Genomic DNA, 21,548 nt, shown 5'->3' on the forward strand with positions numbered 1-21,548 from the left:
GTACAAAAATAGTAGAATAATTGGATAACGGATTATTGAAGTCTTTGCAAAGCACCTTCGAGGAGTTTGAAAATCGTCTCGATGTCCTCTTTTTTCGCAGTTCCTACCGATAAACGAAACCAATTGGAATCATTTGAAGCTCCAAACGCATAAAATGGCACGACTGCCAATTTCGCCTCCTGCAATAAATAACTGGTCACATCTTGAATAGAAATCAAGCGTTTTCCTAAATCGGTGACTTTACCAACCAAATCAAATTGAACCGTCAAATACAACGCAGCTTCTGGTTGAATGGCTCTCACGGGAAATCCTGCATTCTTCAAACGTTCAAAACCATCATAAAACGCTATCAAGCGGTAATTCAATTCAGTTTTGATGTGATTTATATATTTTGAAACAGCTTCCCCTTGGTTTAGAAAATCAGCCGTGGCGATTTGTTCAGCCTTTGGAGCCCAAGCACCAATATGGCTCAACATTGCCTTCATTTTTTCAATAACGTTTAGAGGTCCAAATGCCCAACCAACACGAACTCCAGTCGCTGCAAAAGCCTTCGAAATTCCGTCAACAAAAATAGTGTAATCACGAATTTCGGGCACCAAACTCACCGGATTGTAATGCTCAATTCCGCCGTACGTTAATTGCCAATAAATTTGGTCATACAACAAATACAAAGGCTTTTCACCAGCATCGGCACGTCTGTGGTTTTCACCCACTATCAAATTTGAAATCTCCAACAATGTTTTCTTGTCAAACGTTGTACCAGTAGGATTCAGTGGCGAACACAATGAAATCAAATTTACTTGCTTAAGATAAGGCTTGATATCTTCGGCCGTAGGCATAAACTTGTTTTCAGGTTTTGTTTCAATAACAATACCTTTATTTCTTGCCAAATAGGTGTAGGCATCATTGTTCCAAGAAGGCACAGGATACAACACCGTATCATCAATATCTAAAATCGTTTGGTAAATTGCATAAATCAACGGTCGTGCACCACCAGAAATCAAGATTTCATTAGGCTGATATTGAAGTTCGAGGTGGCTCGACAAATAATCCGACACACTTTTGCGGAGAGATTCCATCCCATTTGCAGCAGGATAATTGGTCTCGTGGTTTTCATATGCATCAACAATCGCTGATTTTAATTCTGAAGGAATCGGAAAAATGCTTGGGTCAAAATCGCCAATGGTCTGATTATAGACCACTTCACCTTGCGCTTTCATTACATTGACCTCTCCGGCAATCTTGATGATTTCAGAACCTTTTAAACCTTCAGCTAATTTTGATGTTTTCATTGATAGTGCGCAGTAATTTTTTGCAAAAGTACGCTTTTATTCACTATAAAATGAATCAGAATTTGGAGTTTTTTAGACTAAAAAACTTTTGATGCGATGGTTCGGATATTCTCACTTTTACCCATTGAATAATAATGTAGCACAGGAATTCCAGCCTGTTGAAGTTCTTTTGATTGATTGATGCACCACTCGATACCAACTTCGCGAACCTCATCATTATTTTTACATTTAATGACTTCCAGAATGAGTTCTTCAGGTAAATCGACGTGAAATCGATGCGGAATCAAATTGAGTTGTTTTTTGGTGGCAATTGGTTTCAAACCAGGAATAATTGGAACCGTAATGCCTTCGTTTCGGCACTTTTTGACAAAATCGAAGAACTTTTGGTTATCAAAAAACATTTGGGTTACAATATATTCTGCACCATTTTTGATTTTCTTTTTCAAAAAATGAATGTCGCTGTCAAGACTTGGCGCTTCCATATGTTTTTCCGGATAGGCTGCCACACCCACGCAGAAATCGGTTTTTGATGAATTTTGAAGTTCTTCATCCAAATAAATACCATCATTCAAATCGCGAATTTGCTTTACCAAGCCATTAGCATATTCGTGACCTTCCTTTTCTGGACGGAAATACGTTTCATTCTTCACCGCATCACCTCGAAGTGCCATCACATTCTGAATTCCGAGGAAATCCAAGTCAATCAGAAAATTTTCGGTATCCTCTTTTGTAAATCCGCCACACAAGATATGCGGAATGGCATCGACCTTAAATTTATTTTGAATGGCAGCGCAAATCCCAACAGTTCCAGGACGCTTTTTCACGACCTGTTTTTTCAGCAAACCATTTTCTTGTTCCTTAAAAACATACTCTTCACGATGATAGGTCACATCAATAAACGGTGGCTTAAACTCCATCAATGGCTCAATATTCTCAAAAATTGAATTGATGTGCTGCCCTTTTAAAGGTGGTAAAATTTCAAACGAAAATTGAGTGGCTCCGTTTGCTTTTTTGATGTGTTCAGTTACTTTCATAGGCCTCCTAAATCCTCCAAAGGAGGACTTTTATTTAGTATTTATAAAATTGACCCATAAAATTCCTTCCCTTTGGGAAGGTTAGGATGGGCTTTCAAGCCATTAAGTATGCAGCAAATAATGAAATTATCGTGATTACTATAAGTTGGATAAAAAACCGAAGTTCTATACTTATTTTCCTCATCTTTTTCGCAATTTATTTTCACTGCAACATTACGACTTTTAATATGTTTTGATTTTAATTTATGTTCAACTGTCTGTTAATTTTCGGCCAAATTTGGACTTAACCATTTTTCTGCTTCTTCAAGTGATATTTGACGTCGCTTTGCATAATCCTTCAACTGGTCGTCGGCAATTTTTCCGAGCCCAAAATATTTAGCTTCCGGGTTTGCAAAATAATAACCGCTCACACTTGCCGCTGGCCACATCGCGAGACTTTCGGTCAATTCTACGCCAATGTTTTCCTTGACCTTAAGCAATTCCCAAATGGTTGGTTTTTCCAAATGGTCTGGACACGCTGGATATCCTGGTGCTGGGCGAATGCCTTTGTAATCTTCCTTAATCAATTCTTCATTGGTCAAATTCTCGTTTTTGGCATAGCCCCAATAATTGGTTCTAACTTCCTTGTGTAAATATTCGGCAAAGGCTTCCGCCAAACGGTCTGCCAAAGCCTTTATCATAATGGAATTATAATCGTCATTATTTTTCTCAAACTGCTTTGCCAATTCATCCGTTCCAAAACCTGTGGACACACAAAATGCACCAATATAATCTTGTTTTCCAGAAGATTTTGGCGCAATGAAATCTGCCAAGGCGATGTTTGGAACACCTTCACGTTTTTTGGATTGCTGGCGAAGGGTTAAAAACGTATGACCTCCATCAACTTCGATATCATCATCATTAACTGTATTTGCTGGAAATAATCCGAAAATAGCTTTGGCCTTCAATAGTTTTTCATCCAAAATTCGCTGCAAAAGATTTTTGGCATCCTTAAACAAATCTTTAGCTTGCTCACCGACGACGCTGTCCTCCAAAATATCTGGATAACGTCCGTGCAAATCCCAACTTCTGAAAAACGGGCTCCAATCGATGTAATCTTCCAATTTTTTCAAATCAAAATCCTCTAAAACCTTAATTCCCAAATGATTTGGCTTTACTATTTCTGAAGCATTCCAATCAATCTGAAATTTATTTTGACGAGCTTCTTCGATAGAAACATATTCTTTTTCCTTGCTTCGATTTAAAAATTGCTCTCGGAATTTATCATATTCCTCACGAATCTGTTCTTTATAGATTTTATTATTCTTTTGAAGCAAATTTCCAACAACAGTCACCGCTCTTGAGGCATCATTGATATGAACAACACTGTGATTGTACGTTGGCGCAATTTTCACGGCAGTATGTGCTCGAGACGTGGTGGCACCACCAATAATCAGTGGAATGTTGAAATTTTTCTTTTCCATTTCCTTCGAAACGTACACCATCTCATCCAAAGACGGCGTTATCAATCCGCTTAAACCGATGATATCCACATTTTCGGCAATGGCTGTCTCGATAATTTTTTCAGGTGGAACCATCACACCCAAATCCACAATTTCATAATTGTTGCAACCCAAAACGACACTCACAATATTTTTTCCGATATCGTGAACATCCCCTTTTACAGTTGCCATTAAGATTTTTCCGGCAGATTGAGATTTTCCATCCTTTTGTGCTTCAATAAACGGTTGCAAATAAGCCACCGCTTTTTTCATCACACGAGCAGATTTTACAACTTGTGGAAGGAACATTTTTCCGCTGCCAAATAAATCGCCGACCACATTCATCCCAATCATCAAATGCCCTTCGATGACTTCAATCGGTCGCTCTACAGTGGTTCTAGCCTCTTCGACATCCTCAATAATATAAGTGTCAATGCCTTTCACCAAAGCGTGCGTAATTCTATCTTGAAGTGGCTCATTCCTCCATTCCTGAACAGATACTGATTCATCTTTTTTGTTGTTCTTGACAGTTTCAGCAAAATCCAACAAACGTTCCGTGGCATCATTTCTTCTATCAAAAAACACATCCTCAACTAATTCCAACAGTTCTTTATTAATTTCGTCGTAAACCTCCAACATCGCAGGATTGACGATACCAAGATTCATTCCGTGTTGGATGGCGTGATATAAGAATGATGCGTGCATTGCCTCACGAACGGTGTCATTTCCCCTAAAAGAGAAAGATACGTTGCTGACACCTCCAGAAACATTCGCATAAGGCAGATTCTCACGAATCCATTTGGTAGCGTTGAAGAAATCAAGCGCATTTTTGCGATGCTCTTCCATACCTGTGGCGACAGGAAAAATATTCGGGTCAAAAATGATGTCCTGAGGTGGAAAGTGGACAATGTTCACTAATATGTTATAAGAACGTTCGCAAATTTCAATTCTTCGTTCATACGTATCTGCCTGACCATCTTCGTCAAAAGCCATCACAATCACTGCAGCTCCGTAACGTTTGACCAATTTTGCGTGATGGATAAAGGCTTCTTCACCTTCCTTTAGACTGATGGAATTAACGACCGATTTTCCTTGAACTACCTTCAATCCAGCCTCTATGATTTCCCATTTGGAGCTGTCAATCATAATTGGGATTCGAGAAATATCAGGTTCCGAGGCAATCAAATTGAGGAATGTGGTCATCGCGTGAACGCCATCCAACATTCCTTCGTCCATATTCACGTCGAGAATTTGTGCACCACCATCCACTTGGTGTCGCGCCACCTCAAGCGCTTCCGAATATTTTTCTTCTTTGATTAATCTTAAAAATTTTCTAGAACCAGTAACATTAGTTCGCTCTCCGACATTAATAAAATTACTTTCAGGTGTTACTACGAGTGGTTCTAGTCCCGAAAGGATTAAATATTTCTTACAGTCACCTTCCGCCATTATGCAAATACTTTTAGTTCTCTTGGTTTATAATTTTTTGCCACATCAGCAATTGCCTTGATATGGTCTGGCGTTGTGCCGCAACAACCACCAATAACATTAATCAAGCCATCCTTTAAATAATCTTCCACTAGAATCTGCATCTGTTTTGCTGATTGGTCGTATTCTCCAAAGGCATTTGGAAGTCCAGCATTTGGATAGGCAGATGTGTAGAATTCCGTTTCATTGGAAAGCCTCTGCAAATACGGTTTTAGCTGTTCTGCACCTAGAGCGCAATTAAAACCAACACTTAATAGAGGCACATGAGAAATGGACGCTAAAAAGGCTTCGACCGTTTGCCCTGAAAGTGTTCTCCCTGACGCGTCTGTTATCGTCCCAGAAACCATCACTGGAATATCGATATTGCGTTCTTCCTTGACTTCTTCGATAGCGAAGAGACAGGCTTTTGCATTTAATGTATCAAAAATGGTTTCCACTAAAAGTACATCCACACCACCATCAATCAAAGCTTCCACTTGCTGTTTGTAGGCGATTCGTAATTCATCAAAGGTCACAGCACGATATTCAGGTCTGTTGACATCTGGAGACAAACTTGCTGTTTTGTTTGTAGGGCCGATACTTCCTGCAACAAAACGAGGTTGCTCGGGATTTGCTTTCGTGAATTCATCGGCGACTTGTTTTGCGATTTTAGCAGACTCAAAATTCAATTCGTACACCAAATCTTCCATATGATAATCTGCCATACCGATGGTCGTACCTGAAAAGGTATTAGTTTCAACGATGTCAGCACCAGCTTCAAAATATTTGCGATGCACTTCGGCAATCGCGTGCGGCTGCGTGATGGACAATAAATCATTGTTTCCCTTCAACGAATGCGGATAATCCTTGAAACGCTCGCCACGATAATCTTCTTCGGTGAACTCGTAACGCTGTAACATGGTACCCATAGCGCCATCTAGCACTAAAATTCGTTTTTTTATTTCTTCAGTTATTGAAGGCATATGTTAATTTACTTGATTTGACAATTTAATAATATCTGATAGCAGACCTCGTGCCGTGACAGCCTTTCCTGCTCCTGCTCCTTGAATGACCAATGGAAATTCATTATAAGAATCTGAATAAATCTCAAATACCGAATCGGCTCCTTTCAATTGACCAATTGCGGAATTTTTAGCTTCGGAAATCAGTTTGACTTCCAAGGTATTTTTTTCAACATCCAATTCTCCAACATAGCGTAACACGTGGTCTTGTGATTGCTTTGATTTGATATCCGAAAATACGTTGTCCAATTCCTTAACCCTTGATTTAAACTGATGCAAGGTGGTTTTTCCGTTGAGTTGCTTCGGAACCAATGATTCGACCGAAACATCCTTGATTTCAGGTTTTAGATTCAGCTCTCGTGCCAAAATTAACAATTTTCTGGCGACATCATTTCCTGACAAATCTTCTCGAGCATCAGGCTCGGTCAAACCTAGTGTTGTAGCCTGACTCAAAATATCTGAAAATGGAATGTTATCATCAGAAAATGAATTGAAAATATAGCTCAATGAACCCGAAAAAACACCACGTATTTTCTTAATATCTTCTCCAGAATCATATAAGCGTTTGATGGTTTCAATCACTGGTAACCCTGCGCCCACATTCGTTTCATACAAAAATGACTTTTTATTTGATTTCAACGTCTCACGAAATGATTCGTAAAAATCATAGCTTAAGGTATTCGCGATTTTATTGGCAGAAACGATATGAAAACCATTCTTCACCAATAATTCATAACTATTCACCAACTCGCGACTTGCCGTAGCATCAACTGCAATCAGATTGTCCAAATTTTTACTTTGAACAAAATCGATAATGTCTTGAATTTTAAAAGGCACGGAGCAGGTTTCAAAATCACATTCCCAAATACTTGTGTTTTCACTCGATTTGAAGAAGGCCAATTTGGAATTGGTCACAACGGGAATGTTCAGCTGCAAGTTCTGCGCGGCCAGTTTTGGCTTTGCGCAATTGATTTGTTCAATCAAAGTGCTGCCCACGTTCCCGATTCCGAAGATGACGATGTTTAGGCTTTTAAGACTCGACATAGTGCTTCGATTTTTGTTTGTTGACACCAGCAAACGCTTGGCTCAAATCATTAATCAAATCGTGGGCATCTTCAATGCCGCAAGACAAACGAATCAAAGAATCCTTGATGCCAGATTGCAAACGAATCTCACGAGGAATCGAACAATGCGTCATTTGCGGTGGGTGACAGAGTAAACTCTTCACACCTCCAAGGCTTTCAGCCAACTTAAAATAGCTGGTGCTTGTGACGAATTGATTTGTGGCATCTTGCGTGTCTTCTTTAAGCGTGAAAGACACAATTCCGCCGAACAAACCGTTTTGTTGACGTTTTGCAATGGCGTGATTTTTATGCGTTACCAAACCTGGATAAAACACCTCATCCACTGCGTGATGATTTGACAGAAATGCAGCAACCGCAAAGGCATTTTCACACTGCTTTTTATAACGAAGCTCCAAGGTTTCAATGCCTCGGATGGTCAAAAAGCAATCCCAAGGACCAAGCACACCTCCAGAAGCATTCTGAACGAATTTAATTTTTTCTGATAGTTCTTGTGTTTTGGTCACTACTAAACCTGCGACCAAATCAGAATGTCCGCCGATGTATTTTGTACCACTGTGGATAACAATATCTGCACCCAAAGCGATTGGTTTTTGAGCAATTGGGCTTGCAAAGGTATTGTCTACGACCAATAATGCACCAACACTTTTCGCAATGATTGCGATGGTTTGAATATCGGACACTTTCAATGTTGGATTGGTTGGTGATTCAATCCAAACGAGTTTTGTTTTACTGCTGATTTTGTCGGCGACATTGCTTGCATCTGTCGTATCGACATAATGTACTTTCACACCCAACTTCTCGTAAACGTGTGTAAAAAGTCGGTAGGCGCCACCGTAAATGTCATCAACCGCAATGATTTCATCGCCAGCTGATAATAGCTTTAGCACTGCGTCGATGGCTGCCAAACCTGTAGCGAAGGCAAATCCGGAATGGCCACCTTCTAGGTTAGCGACGACATCTTCAAGTACTTTTCTTGTAGGATTGTTTGTCCTTGCATAATCATACCCTTTATTGACACCAGGTGCCTCTTGGATAAAGGTTGACGTTTGGTACACAGGTACCGAAATTGCTCCAGTTAGCGGGTCGCTAGGAATGGAATGGATAATTTGTGTTGCACTCATTTTTCTAATTTTTTTGAGTTAATAAATAGATTAAAACAAAAAGCCAAATAAGTCTTTGCAGACGTACCTAATAGAAAAATGTTAAAAAGAAAAACGTTATTTCAGAAAGAAATTAACGTGTTGTTATCTATCCAAATCATCGATAAATGAATCGAGTCATTAAGTAGAATTTAGCACCTTCTCGCAGTCCGAGGGTTGCTAAGGCTTCATCGGGTCTAATCCCTCCGCCTTTCTTGATAACACTTCAGTAAGTTTTTGAACTTTATTGAGTACAAATATTGCAACACAAAATTTAGAATTCCAAATTTCAGACGAAAAAATTTAAAAATAATTTGCCATCCATTTAATTTTTTTACTTTTGCCGAAGATAAATTTTAGAGGAAAGATTTGACTGATTGCAACCTCATTAAAAAATGCTAAAGGCAGTGCAAACTTCCTTCGACGCAAAACGTCAAATCGCTTTCAATTACTTATTTAAAGACTTAATATGGCGTATTTATTTACATCAGAGAGCGTGTCTGAAGGACACCCAGACAAAGTGGCGGATCAGATCAGTGATGCGTTGATTGATCACTTTTTAGCATTTGATAAAGATTCAAAAGTGGCTTGTGAAACCCTTGTGACGACAGGACAGGTAGTTCTTGCGGGCGAGGTAAAATCGAACACGTATTTAGATGTTCAAAAGATTGCGAGAGAGACCATCAATAAGATAGGTTATACGAAGAGTGCGTATATGTTTGACGGCAATTCGTGTGGTGTATTTTCGGCTATACACGAGCAATCTGAAGATATTAATCGTGGGGTGGACCGTGCGAGCAAAGAAGAGCAAGGTGCGGGCGACCAAGGAATGATGTTTGGATACGCGACAAGAGAAACGGAAAACTTAATGCCTCTTGCGCTGGACTTATCTCATCGTATTTTGATTGAACTGGCAGCGTTGCGACGTGAGAACAAGGATATTACATATCTACGTCCGGATTCTAAAAGTCAGGTGACTATTGAATATAGCGATGACAACGTTCCACAACGGATCGATGCTATTGTGGTATCTACACAGCACGATGAGTTTGGCGATGACGATACTATGCTTGCCAAAATCCGGAAGGATATTGTTGACATCTTGATTCCTAGAGTGAAGGCTGGACTTCCGGAACATATACAAGAACTTTTTAATGACGAGATCAAATATCACATTAATCCTACGGGGAAATTTGTTATCGGAGGGCCTCATGGTGATACTGGACTGACTGGTCGTAAAATCATTGTGGATACTTATGGTGGCAAGGGCGCTCATGGTGGCGGTGCTTTCTCTGGTAAAGACCCTAGTAAGGTAGATAGAAGTGCTGCATACGCTACTCGTCATATCGCCAAGAATCTTGTGGCGGCTGGACTGTGTGATGAAGTATTGGTGCAGGTGAGTTACGCTATCGGGGTGGTAGAACCGATGGGTATCTACATCAATACATACGGTACATGCCCTTTTAATTTGACTGATGGCGAAATTGCAGAGAAGGTAGAGCAAATTTTTGATATGCGACCTGCTTCTATTGAAGAGCGATTGAAGCTTCGTCAGCCGATGTACAGTGAAACGGCTGCTTATGGCCACATGGGAAGAACCAATGAGACTGTTACCAAAACTTTCTCGCAGCCTAATGGTGACGACGTTGAAGTTGAGGTTGAGTTATTCACTTGGGAGAAACTTGACTATGTGGATAAGGTTAAAGAGGCCTTTGATATTTAGTATTAAGAATTGAGTAGTTAGTATTAAGACTTGATTCTTTTATCTGACTCGAAATATATGAAAAGCCTTCTGCGTGTTTGCGTGGGAGGTTTTTTTATTCATGATATTTGATTCGGAATTTAAGATTCTTGACGAATTATTTGTTGTTTCAATCTTCATCTTTGATGCTTCGATCTTCAATATTTATATAATCTTCTATTTTATTCATCATTCAATTATCAGTATAAAAAAAACCTTCTTCGTGTTATTGAAAAAGGTTTTGATTTTTTGATTTCGATATGGCTTAATCCATGCCTCCTTTGCGGGTTGGGGAACGTTGTGTAGGCCATTCTTGTTGTTTGCCTGTGCGTCTGCTTGTTGGGAGGACGCTTTTTTCGTTTGAGGTCTTTGTTTCGTCTTCACTCGCCATGTATGTGAGAATTGCAGCAAGGATTGCGTTGCTTCTGACATCATCAAATACAATTTTATCATAGGTATCACGGTTTGTGTGCCATGTGTAATTGCCGTAATCCCAGCTTAACGCGCTTAAATTAAAAGCTGGCGCACCTGCAGCAACGAATGATGCATTGTCAGAGCCTCCACCACTAGGTGAGCCTGGGAAATTTGTTTCGATGTGCTTTGAGATATCATTTGGAACTGCTTCTAACCAGCGTGTGAGGTATTCATATGAATGTAGATAGCCAGCTCCAGATAAATTAACGGTGCGTCCGGTACCATTATCTTGATTGAATAGCGCCTGAAGACCCTTTACAACTTCTGGATGGTCTTCTACATAAGCGCGAGAGCCGTTTAAGCCCTGCTCTTCGCTTCCCCAATGCCCTGCGATGATGGTTCTTTTTGGGTTAGGATAAAATTTCTTCAATAGACGCATTGCTTCCATCATGACGATGGTTCCTGTGCCATTGTCAGTCGCTCCTGTGGCGCCGTCCCACGAATCTAAATGCGCTGAAAGGATGATGTATTCATTTGGTTTTTCGGATCCTTTGATGGTAGCGATGGTGTTAAATGTAGGAGCGGTTCCTAAATCTTTTGATTCAGCTACAATTTTTACTTGAGGCTTCACTCCATACTCTACCATACGATATAACATGCCGTAATCTTCGAGTTCGATATCTACAGTAGGAATTTTTTTAGTGGAAGCGCCAAAGATTTTGTTGCTACCGATTTCTCTAGACCAATAAGACGCAATGATGCCCGCTGCACCTGCTTTTTCGAGGGCTGCGATGCCTTCATCATTCAAACCATTGGCACGTCTGTTTGCATAACCTGTACGTTTGAGGTTTTCTTTGTAGATATCAGACATTGAATCGCGCTCCTTTTTCATTTTGGCAAAAGATTCTTCTGTCGCATATTCTTCCCAATTGCTATCGGGGCGTCCTGTAGGTTGGTATTCTGAAATCATTACCAATTTACCTTTGACATTCTTCAACCAATTTTGGAATTCTGTAGAATCTTTCACCATAGGAAGCTTTACGACTTCGGCAGTAACACCTTTAGCGCCCGTGCCAGGACTCCAAGCCAGCTGCATACCATCTAACGACTGTACTCTAGGATATACAAGGTCGATGTGCGTGATGCCACGTTCCCAAGATTTCCATTCGCCCCACTTTTCATTTTCTGCAGTGATGCCCCACGACTTGTATTTGTCCACGACATAATCGTGAGCCTGTTTCATTTGCGGCGTACCGACCAATCTTGGGCCTACAACGTCCAATAATTCGTGTGCGAGCTGCGGTAATTGCGAATTGGTGGTGGCTTCCTTAATGATGTTTTCGACTACTGGGTCTTCGGTTTGGGCATTTGCCGATGCGATGGTAAGTGCAAGGGCGCATAAGGTAGATTTAAATGTGTTGTTCATTCGTTCTTTAAATTGTTTTATTTTTTAATTTAGTCATTGAAATTGTTTTGCCGATAAAACAGCGGTCTTAAAGATAACGAATGGTTCTATAGTTTTTGGTGTTTCGTATATAGTTTTTAGTATGTGATATTCTAACTTTCACATTATTAATTCAATATAAATTTTTTCATTTTCAGATTGTTTTTTGATCATTCAACAGTTGCAGGTGCAATTTTAATATTTGCAGGTACGTTTTCAACTTTTGCAACTAGCTTTTCAACTTTTGCAGGTACGTTTTCAACTTGTGCATATTGCTTTTCAACCTTTGCAGGTATATATTCAACATTTACACGTGCGCCTTCAACTTTTGCAACTAGCTTTTCAAGAAGTGCAGGTGTCTTTTCAACATTTGCAGCTATATCTTCAACATTTAAACTTTCAGTTTAACTATCCTATTCTTAAAAAAAGTAAAATCCCATGAAAGATTAGACTATACATGGGATTTAAATATAATGGCAACATTATATTATTTTGGCGGTTTTCTAAAATTAAGCTTTATAAGTGCCTTATACGTAGGGCTACCTACGGGTGTAATAGACAAACCGTAGGTTCTTGCTGCGTTTGCCGTATCTGATGCATTGACTTCATTAAAATAAAACAACCCTTTGCGATAGGTGCGCGATGAAGCAAGCGGTGCAGAGGCATCGTTGAGATTTCTGGTATCTGCAAGCATTGTGTCTTGCAAGGTTTGCCAATACGCAATCTTGTATTTGTCTTCGTTAGGGTTATAGTTTGCTGTGTTATTCAACAACACCACTATCTCACCAATGGTATTGGTGCGTTGATCATAACTAGTTTTGGCATTAGAATGCGTATTTACGTCTGGGTCAGTGCTACTGGTTTTTACTTTTTTGATACCTCTGTACTTGCGTGCAAGTGCATCAAAATCTTCCATTTGAGCTGGACCTACACCTTTTGTGGCTCTAAAGGCTTTTCTTAAGCCTGTCAATTCTTTTGATACGGGGTCAAAAGTAGCCTCGCGTGCATCTACCATCACCTTGTAGGGACCTACTTTAGAGTTGACGTCATTTTGTGCATCTGTGGTATTGGTGAGCCACAATTTTAAATTGGGAATCTCACTGTCTGCATTAGACGGTGCATAGGCAGGACCCATGTCTGTAAAAATAATAATCATGTTTGAAAGGTTTGCATTGAACTTTGCAAAACCCACTTCGGATTTAGATGCCATATAACTGGGATTTAATTGATTAGCGACGTTAAAGTAGCTAAAAAAATAATCACTTTAACAAAGTGTGAAAAATATTTTTTTAGTCTGTCTAAAAACTTTAAAAAGCGCTCCAGAACTCTATATAAAACTAATAAAAGTGATAAGATTTTAGCTTACGGAATTGTGGTGATTGAGGTGCTGATCTTTATTAAAATGCCCGTGAATGAGCATGCGAAGATGGTGATAGGAATTAAAAGTGTGCTGGTCTCTGTTTGGGATGACGTGCCTGTGAACCATGAGGTCGTTAATCATGTCTTCTAAAATATCATCAGGAATCATAGTGAGTCGATTTTGGCAATGATGGTTTTTATACAGTTTTGAATGGTGGTGATGAGCCAGTGCATCCTTAACAAAGGTGTGCGATTTTTGAATATGAAACAAGGCGGTACAGAAATACAACATTTTCTTAACGGCCTGTGAACATTGGTGAGGGTGTTGAGGGATTTGAGGGGCTTTATTGGGGTAATGAAAAAAGCCTCCTGGGTGGAGGCTTTTATTAGAGTGTTAGATTATTCTATTTTTAGATTATTGATCTCAAAGTTTGTGATTTGAGATGCTTTAATTATCTCTTCTGACATGCATAGTTCCAGAGATAGGTGTGCCTTCGGTAGGGTTAGTGAACGGTACAAGTTCGCCGACAAAGTTGATGTCTATATATTCACCTACATTTCCAAAAGATGTGACGTTGACAGTACCTTGAAAGACATATTCGAGAGTGGTAGAATCTCCGTTTTCATCTTGAAAACCAATGTATGCGTTAGTATAAGCTCCCACAGAGTTAAAATTAGCAATATTAAACTCAAAGAAGTATTGTTGGTTGTTTGAATAATAATAAGCAACCAAATAATCACCATCAGTGCCTGCCTGAACATTAAAATTATAAGTAATGGTAGGATGGTCATCTACTTGATAAGTTATGAATTCTTCTACAGTATTACATGCCGCGATGGTACCTACATTAGTAATTGGTGGCGTGAAAGTGTAGTAAATAGAATCTGTTTCTTGAAGATTTTCAAAGTCCACTCCGTATAAATGAAATTCATCATTATCAGCACAAGAAAGAAAATTAAATTCAAAAGTGCCATCATCTAGGCTGCTGAAAAAACGGTGAAAATTATGAGTCAACATCACATAACCTTCATTGACAGGGTCGCCGTTACAAGTTGTAAAGTTACCAAAGACAGTTTGAGTGACATAAGACCCATTGTCCGCAATGTTGATAGTAATTGATGAGTCTTCAGTAAAAGGTCCAATGTTTGCTTCATAAAGGTCTTCGACTCCACATATAGTATATGATCTGACGTATACAAGGAGTGTTTCGTTACTCGGAACGAACCCACACACTTGTCCAGTTTCATTGGTATCACCACCTCTTAATCCATAGACATTACTTTGAATCCATACCCATGCATCAGCGAGCGCATTACCATCGGCATCGAGGACATTGACACATAAATTGATAGCTTCAGCAGGTACATCGCAATTCCAGAACGAAAAATGTGTGACTGTGCCCACGTAAGCATTGCCAACAAGGGTTGCGACGCCGTCTTCTATCCAATAACCGTATTGTTCATCAAAATGCCAAAGCGGTATGGTGCTTGGAGCATCGGCCATCAACGAGGCATCGAGAGGTACTTTGATCTCGGCTGAAGAGCCTTCTGCGAGATTGAGCTCTTCGCCTCCACTGCCGCGCAATTCGACCGCCAACATACCGAATGTTTGCAACATACGAGGTTCGTTTTGAGCATTGGCAGCATATAGCATGCCTGGCATCTGATCTTGCATATCCTCATTGGCTGGGTCGAGATGGTGCATGATGACATTGACGCTGCCACTGTAGGCGCTGCCGTCTGCTTTTTGATAGTCCCCTTCTAGAGCGACCGATGCGCCGTTGGGAAGCGCTATTGTTTCCGCTGTACCCGAGGTTGTGGTGCCCGCGACCGTTTCTGGAAGCATCATGATGGTGACATTGTTAGTGCCAGCAGAAGGCACGACGGAACGAGAGCCGTGCAGATAGCCCGGTTTTGAGGCTTTGACGTAGCCGAAGTGTTCATTTACCGTTGCATCGTTTATGATGAAGATGCCATTGGCGTCTGTCATGGCAGTTTTAGTTCCTATGGTGATAATGACACCTTCTATGGGATTTCGGTCGGTGTCTATGACTTTTCCGAGGAAATTTCTTTGTATTTCACTGCCGAAGTTTTCTGAAAATGTGTTTGGATCATGTTGTTGAGGTTCTGGGTTGCCCGAGCTACTGTCGTCTTTATCACAGGAGACAAGCGTTATGGCAAGGCAAAGGATGATGGTGAAGAGTTTTTTCATATTGTGTTGATTGTGTTTTTATAAAGATGCGAAAATTGTGGAAAGGTTGCGTATTAAACAGCTATGTAAAAATCAAATTTATCAATTATCTCGAATAATGTGTAAAACTCCTGTTATTGTGTGTGATATAGAATTGCCATCAACATAAGTTCCTGAAAAATTCATATCTACATATTCGTCAAGTTGACCGTATTCAGTTACATAGATACTGATATCATCTGTAGTAATATCTCCAAAATCAGCATTTTCGTCAGTAAAAGCAATCCATGTATAGTAATTTTGAACATTATAAACCCCAACACCATTAAATTGAGAAATTCCCATGTTAAAAGTATGGTTGTTTCCACTTGGATCATCTTTCTGGACAATAAAAATATCAGCATCAAATCCACTATTTATAAAAAAATTATAAGTAATCGGGGGATGATCATCTACTTGATATGTTATAAATTCTTCGATGGAATTACAAGCCAATAGATTTCCGATATTGGTTGATGGAGAAGTGAATGTATAATTTATAGTTCCCGTAGATTGAATATTTTGAAAATCTTGTCCCTCGATAGTGAAGGTGTTTGAACCTGTAGAACAATGCAAAACATTAAACTCAAAAGAACCATTATCGACATACTCAAATAGTACATTATTATTGTAATTCAATTGGACATAACCTTCCGTTACATTATTACCATTACAATCTTTAAAACTCCCCAAAATGGTTTCAGTAGTTGCATCGACGGTACTGGGAATTACAATCGTATATGTTGTAGACGTAGTAAAAGGCCCAATGTCTACAGTATAAATAGGAATGTTTAGACAAGCCTGATTAAAAACTCTTAATTGAAACATACGGTTTGAAGGAGCCATTCCACAAACTAATCCTAACTCATTCGTTAGACGCCTATGACTTTCACCGAATATTGCCAGCTCTACACCAATAAAATTAAGTGGATTATTATTTTCATCTGTCACCTCTATACATAAAGAAATAGGACTTGTAGGTGTGCACAAAAACCAAAAAGAAAAATGCGTAACTGTGCCCACGTAAGCGTTGCCTACAAGGGTTGCGACGCCATCTTCTATCCAATAACCGTACTGTTCATCAAAATGCCAAAGCGGTATGGTGCTTGGAGCATCGGCTATCAGTGAGGCATCGAGCGGTACTTTGATTTCAGCAGAAGAGCCTTCTGCGAGATTGAGCTCCTCGCCTCCACTGCCGCGCAATTCGACCGCCAACATACCAAATGTTTGCAACATACGAGGTTGGTTTTGCGCATTGGCAGCATATAGCATGCCTGGCATCTGGTCTTGCATGTCCTCACTGGCAGGGTCGAGATGGTGCATCATGACATTGACGCTGCCACTGTAGGCGCTGCCATCTGCTTTTTGATAGTCCCCTTCTAGAGCGACCGATGCGCCGTTGGGAAGCGTGATGGTTTCGGCTGTACCCGAATTTGTGGTGCCTGCAACCGTTTCTGGAAGCAACATAATGGTGACATTGTTAGTGCCAGAGGAAGGCACAACTGAACGAGAGCCGTGCAGATAGCCCGGTTTTGAGGCTTTGACATAGCCGAAGTGTTCATTTACCGTTGCATCGTTTATGATGAAGATGCCATTGGCGTCTGTCATGGCAGTTTTAGTTCCTATGGTGATAGTGACACCTTCTATGGGATTTCGGTCGGTGTCTATGACTTTTCCGAGGAAATTTCTTTGGATTTCACTGCCGAAGTTTTCTGAAAATGTGTTTGGATCATGTTGTTGAGGTTCTGGGTTGCCCGAGCTACTGTCGTCTTTATCGCAGGAGACAAGCGTTATGGCAAGGCAAAGGATGATGGTGAAAAGTTTTTTCATATTGTGTTGATTGTGTTTTTATAAAGATGCGAAAAATGTGGAAAGGTTGCGTGGGAATTGTAGGAAATTTTGAACAGTAGGCATAAAAAAACCTTCCGTAAAGGAAGGTTTTGTGTTATACATCAAATACTTTGATTATTGTTCATCATCTGTAATTTCTTTAGCAGCATCTTCGATGGCCTTGCCAGCTTCTTTAGTTTCTTCGGCGGCATTATCCATAGCTTTACCAGCTTTTTCTAGTGCGCCTTCGGTTTCATCAGCTACATCATCTGCAGCATCTTCAACAGCATCACCTACATCATCCATTGTATCTTCTACATCATCTGCTTTTCTTTCGGTGTCTCTGCAAGAGGTAAATGACATACTCATTGCCATTACCAATACGATACTTAAAAGTACTTTTTTCATTGTATTGATTTTTAGTGTTAATTGTGGATTCTAAAATACTCAATGCGAAGCGATAAAACAAACGCAATCACAATAAGATTTAACTTATATACGGAGATTGTTCGTGATTTGGACGACTGCACCCTTGTGCTCGGCGATGAATTGTGCATTGCGATTGCCGAATTCTTTGCGATGGTCTTTGTCTGTGATGAAGTTATTGAGCGTTTGATTTAATTCTTCTTGATTTTTGATACTGACAACGCCGGCTTGGTCTATCATACGTTGTGCCTCTGGGAATTTTTTATGGTTTTTACCAATAATGACAGGCACTCCAAATACCGCAGGCTCTAGAATATTGTGCAGACCAGTTGTTCCCATAGCACCACCAACGTAAGCGATGTTTGCATAACTATATATTTTTGATAGCATACCGATATTATCAATAATCATCACAGAGTAATCGGCTAGATTGTGTTGGTCCTTTTCAGAATGGAGTACTGTTTTTGGTGAAAGACTGGCTTGCAGATTTTTGATTTGCGGTTGTTTGATGCTATGCGGCGCTATGATGTATTTGATGTCGTTATTTGGGTTTTTATTGATGAATTTTACCAAAAGTTCTTCATCTTCGGGCCACGAACTGCCTATGACTATGCATAGGTGGTTCTGTTTGAACTCTTCAATGAAGGGTAACGAGTTGTTTTGAGTCAATTGGTCTGTTACTCTGTCAAATCTTGTATCACCAGCGATAGAAACGTTTTTGAAATTGATGGATTCGAGCAGTTTTTGAGATGATTCATTCTGCACATAGATGTGTTCAAAAGCCGAAAGTGCGTTGCGCATCATACCACCATACCATTTAAAGTAAGATTGCTTTTCTCTGAACAGTGCGGAAATCAATATTGCTTTACCGTTGCGTTTTTTAAGTTCCAAAAGATAATTGGGCCAAATATCATACTTCACAAAAACTGTTACATCAGGATGCACAAGGTCGAGAAAACGATTTGCATTGGATGGGCTGTCCATAGGAAGGTATGCGACCACGTCTGCAATGTCGGTATTCTTACGTATTTCATATCCAGAAGGCGAGAAAAAGGTTAGGATGACCTTATGGTTTGGGTAACTTTTGCGCATTTCCTTAAATACGGGAAGGCCTTGCTCGTATTCGCCCAGTGATGCGCAGTGGAACCAAAATGTTTTGTCGCTAGGTTGAATTTTCTGTAAACGTTTGAAAGTTTCAGCACGACCATCCACGCCCAATTTTAATTTTTGGTTGAAAAGTGCCAAGAATTTTAAAAGAATCTCGGTGAGATAAATTCCAATGGTATATAAAATGCGCAAGTAAATTTGTTTTTTGCTAAAATACGTCACTTTCATAACATTCGATTGGTTGAAGCCGTACAATTTTGTAAATTCGCTACCTTATGATGCGTATCAATCGCAGCATACTAAATGCATAATTTCTTCCGATGAATAAAATACAAATGGTTGACCTAAAGGGTCAATATTCCAAAATCAAAAACGTTGTGGATGCCTCAATTGCAGAAGTACTTGACAACACTGCATATATTAATGGACCAAAAGTCCACGAATTTCAAAAAAACCTGGAGCAGTATCTAGGCGTCAAACACGTCATTCCTTGTGCCAACGGAACAGATGCCCTTCAAATAGCGATGATGGGCTTGAATTTAAAGCCAGGCGATGAAGTCATCACGGCAGATTTTACCTTTGCAGCAACGGTGGAAGTTATTGCTTTGTTGCAATTGACACCTGTTTTGGTAGATGTTGACCCAGATACCTTCAATATTGATATCGACGCCATCAAAAAAGCTATTACTCCGAAAACCAAAGCTATTGTTCCTGTACATTTATTTGGGCAATGCGCCAATATGGAAGCCATTATGGCTATTGCGAAAGAACATAATCTTTATGTTATTGAAGACAATGCACAAGCTATCGGCGCAACTTATACTTATGCCGATGGTACTAAAGCCAAAGCAGGCACTATTGGACATGTGGCTTCAACGTCGTTTTTTCCGAGCAAGAATTTAGGTTGCTATGGTGATGGAGGTGCGATTTTTACCAATGATGATGATTTGGCGCATTACATTCGAGGCATTGTGAATCATGGTATGTATGAGCGTTATCATCATGATGTGGTTGGTGTCAATTCTCGATTAGATTCGATACAAGCAGCCGTTTTGGATGCTAAATTGCCCCATTTGGATGATTATAATAAAGCAAGAATCAAAGCTGCCAATGCCTATGATACAGCTTTTAAGGGACACGAAAACATCATCACACCTCATCGCGAAGGTGATGAAGACAATCACGTGTTCCATCAATATACTTTAAAAGTTAAAGGCGCTGATAGAGATGCTTTGGTGAAACATTTGGGCGAAAAAGGCATTCCTTGTGGTGTGTATTACCCAATTCCACTTCATCTTCAAAAAGCTTATAAAGATTCAAGATATAATGAAGAAGATTTTGCTGTTACCAATCAATTGGTAAAGGAAGTGATTTCATTGCCAATGCATACGGAACTAGATGATGAGCAGATTGAATTCATCACCTCAGCAGTTATTAATTTTGTAAACTCAAATTTATAAATGAAGGTTTTAGTTACAGGAGGTTTAGGCTTTATAGGTTCTCATACTGTTGTTGAATTGCAACAAAAAGGTTTTGAGGTTGTCATTATTGATGATTTGTCGAATTCTTCCATTGAAGTTTTAGGCGGCATCGCATCGATAACTGGCAAGACTCCTCTCTTTGAGCAATTCGATTTAAGAGATAAACAGAAAGTTGAAACCTTCTTTGAAACTCATAACGATATTGTAGGTGTCATTCATTTCGCGGCCAGTAAAGCGGTGGGTGAAAGTGTGGAAAAGCCCTTGCTTTACTATGAAAACAATCTGAATACGCTTATTTATATGCTAAAATCGGTTGTGCAACTAGAGGCCAGCTTTATCTTTAGCTCGTCCTGTACTGTTTATGGTCAAGCGGATCAAATGCCAATTACCGAAAATGCACCTACTAAACCAGCTGAATCTCCTTATGGAAACACGAAACAAATTGGTGAGGAAATCATCAAGGATACCTGCAAAGTTCATTCGAAATTGAATGCCATTTCGTTACGTTATTTCAATCCCATCGGAGCGCATCCCACTGCTAAAATTGGTGAATTGCCAATAGGTGTTCCGCAGAACTTAGTACCTTTTATTACCCAAACTGCTGCAGGTCTTCGTAAGGAGCTGTCTGTTTTTGGAAATGATTACCCAACACCAGATGGCACTTGCATTAGAGATTACATTCATGTGGTCGATTTGGCAAAAGCACATGTCATAGCTTTAGAACGTTTGATTAACGGAAAGAATCAATATAATTATGAGACTTTTAATGTGGGAACAGGCAAAGGAAGTTCTGTATTGGAAGTCATTAAATCTTTTGAAAAAGTTTCAGGTAAAGAGTTGCCATATAAATTTGCCCCCAAACGAGAGGGCGATGTCATTCAAGCTTATGCAGACACAGCCAAAGCGAATAATGACCTTGGGTGGAAAGCTGAATCAACTCTTGACGATGCGATGGACTCTGCCTGGAAGTGGGAACAGCATATTAGAAACATCTAA

15 protein-coding genes and 1 riboswitch are annotated in these 21,548 nt (G+C 39.8%); of the genes, 3 read left to right on the plus strand and 12 right to left on the minus strand.

Going from position 1 to position 21,548, the window contains the following annotated elements:
- Nucleotides 1–32: 32 nt before the first annotated feature.
- From M0G43_RS07085 to M0G43_RS07110, 6 genes are all read right to left on the minus strand, one after another.
- Entirely contained in the window at nt 33–1,292 is a 1,260-nt protein-coding gene (locus tag M0G43_RS07085) for a pyridoxal phosphate-dependent aminotransferase (protein ID WP_248024681.1), read from the minus strand.
- Between the two features lie 77 nt (nt 1,293–1,369).
- Nucleotides 1,370–2,326, minus strand: a complete 957-nt coding sequence (metF, locus tag M0G43_RS07090) for a methylenetetrahydrofolate reductase [NAD(P)H] (RefSeq protein WP_248024683.1) — start codon at nt 2,324–2,326, stop codon at nt 1,370–1,372.
- A gap of 260 nt (nt 2,327–2,586) precedes the next feature.
- Nucleotides 2,587–5,256, minus strand: a complete 2,670-nt coding sequence (gene metH, locus M0G43_RS07095) for a methionine synthase (protein WP_248024684.1) — start codon at nt 5,254–5,256, stop codon at nt 2,587–2,589.
- Nucleotides 5,256–6,257 (minus strand): homocysteine S-methyltransferase family protein, encoded by a 1,002-nt coding sequence (locus M0G43_RS07100; RefSeq protein ID WP_248024685.1) that lies wholly within the window; start codon nt 6,255–6,257, stop codon nt 5,256–5,258. Before M0G43_RS07100 ends, metH begins: the two co-directional genes overlap by 1 nt.
- Nucleotides 6,258–6,260: 3 nt before the next feature.
- Nucleotides 6,261–7,340 (minus strand): aspartate kinase, encoded by a 1,080-nt coding sequence (locus M0G43_RS07105; RefSeq protein WP_248024686.1) that lies wholly within the window; start codon nt 7,338–7,340, stop codon nt 6,261–6,263.
- Nucleotides 7,327–8,502 carry a trans-sulfuration enzyme family protein gene (locus M0G43_RS07110; RefSeq protein ID WP_248024687.1) on the minus strand — a complete coding sequence of 392 codons (1,176 nt, stop codon included), beginning with the start codon at nt 8,500–8,502 and terminating at the stop codon, nt 7,327–7,329. The genes M0G43_RS07105 and M0G43_RS07110 overlap by 14 nt, the downstream gene beginning before the upstream one ends.
- Nucleotides 8,503–8,622: 120 nt before the next feature.
- Nucleotides 8,623–8,745: riboswitch (SAM riboswitch) on the minus strand.
- 244 nt (nt 8,746–8,989) lie between these two features.
- On the opposite strand from M0G43_RS07110, the gene metK reads away from it, so the two are divergent.
- The gene (gene metK / locus M0G43_RS07115; protein ID WP_248024688.1) at nt 8,990–10,243 is read left to right on the plus strand and encodes a methionine adenosyltransferase; all 1,254 of its coding nucleotides are present in this window, start codon (nt 8,990–8,992) and stop codon (nt 10,241–10,243) included.
- Nucleotides 10,244–10,526: 283 nt separating this feature from the next.
- On the opposite strand, the gene M0G43_RS07120 is transcribed toward metK, so the two are convergent.
- The 6 genes from M0G43_RS07120 to M0G43_RS07145 form a co-directional block, all read right to left on the minus strand.
- A complete protein-coding gene (locus M0G43_RS07120) occupies nt 10,527–12,101 on the minus strand; it encodes a M20/M25/M40 family metallo-hydrolase (RefSeq protein ID WP_248024689.1) in 1,575 nt (524 codons plus the stop codon).
- Between the two features lie 505 nt (nt 12,102–12,606).
- Nucleotides 12,607–13,329, minus strand: a complete 723-nt coding sequence (locus tag M0G43_RS07125) for a hypothetical protein (RefSeq protein WP_248024691.1) — start codon at nt 13,327–13,329, stop codon at nt 12,607–12,609.
- A 597-nt stretch (nt 13,330–13,926) separates the two neighbouring features.
- Entirely contained in the window at nt 13,927–15,690 is a 1,764-nt protein-coding gene (locus M0G43_RS07130; protein WP_248024692.1) for a carboxypeptidase-like regulatory domain-containing protein, read from the minus strand.
- A gap of 81 nt (nt 15,691–15,771) precedes the next feature.
- The gene (locus M0G43_RS07135; protein WP_248024693.1) at nt 15,772–17,538 is read right to left on the minus strand and encodes a carboxypeptidase-like regulatory domain-containing protein; all 1,767 of its coding nucleotides are present in this window, start codon (nt 17,536–17,538) and stop codon (nt 15,772–15,774) included.
- A gap of 135 nt (nt 17,539–17,673) precedes the next feature.
- Nucleotides 17,674–17,946, minus strand: coding sequence for a hypothetical protein (locus tag M0G43_RS07140; protein ID WP_248024694.1), 273 nt, complete (start codon nt 17,944–17,946; stop codon nt 17,674–17,676).
- 84 nt (nt 17,947–18,030) lie between these two features.
- Nucleotides 18,031–19,299 carry a 3-deoxy-D-manno-octulosonic acid transferase gene (locus M0G43_RS07145; protein WP_248024695.1) on the minus strand — a complete coding sequence of 423 codons (1,269 nt, stop codon included), beginning with the start codon at nt 19,297–19,299 and terminating at the stop codon, nt 18,031–18,033.
- Between the two features lie 92 nt (nt 19,300–19,391).
- On the opposite strand from M0G43_RS07145, the gene M0G43_RS07150 reads away from it, so the two are divergent.
- Together M0G43_RS07150 and galE are read left to right on the plus strand one after the other, a co-directional pair.
- Nucleotides 19,392–20,531, plus strand: coding sequence for a DegT/DnrJ/EryC1/StrS family aminotransferase (locus tag M0G43_RS07150; RefSeq protein ID WP_248024696.1), 1,140 nt, complete (start codon nt 19,392–19,394; stop codon nt 20,529–20,531).
- A complete protein-coding gene (gene galE, locus M0G43_RS07155) occupies nt 20,532–21,548 on the plus strand; it encodes a UDP-glucose 4-epimerase GalE (protein ID WP_248024697.1) in 1,017 nt (338 codons plus the stop codon).

It is taken from the genome of Subsaxibacter sp. CAU 1640 (genome assembly GCF_023156585.1).
Classification (GTDB): domain Bacteria; phylum Bacteroidota; class Bacteroidia; order Flavobacteriales; family Flavobacteriaceae; genus JBPOFM01.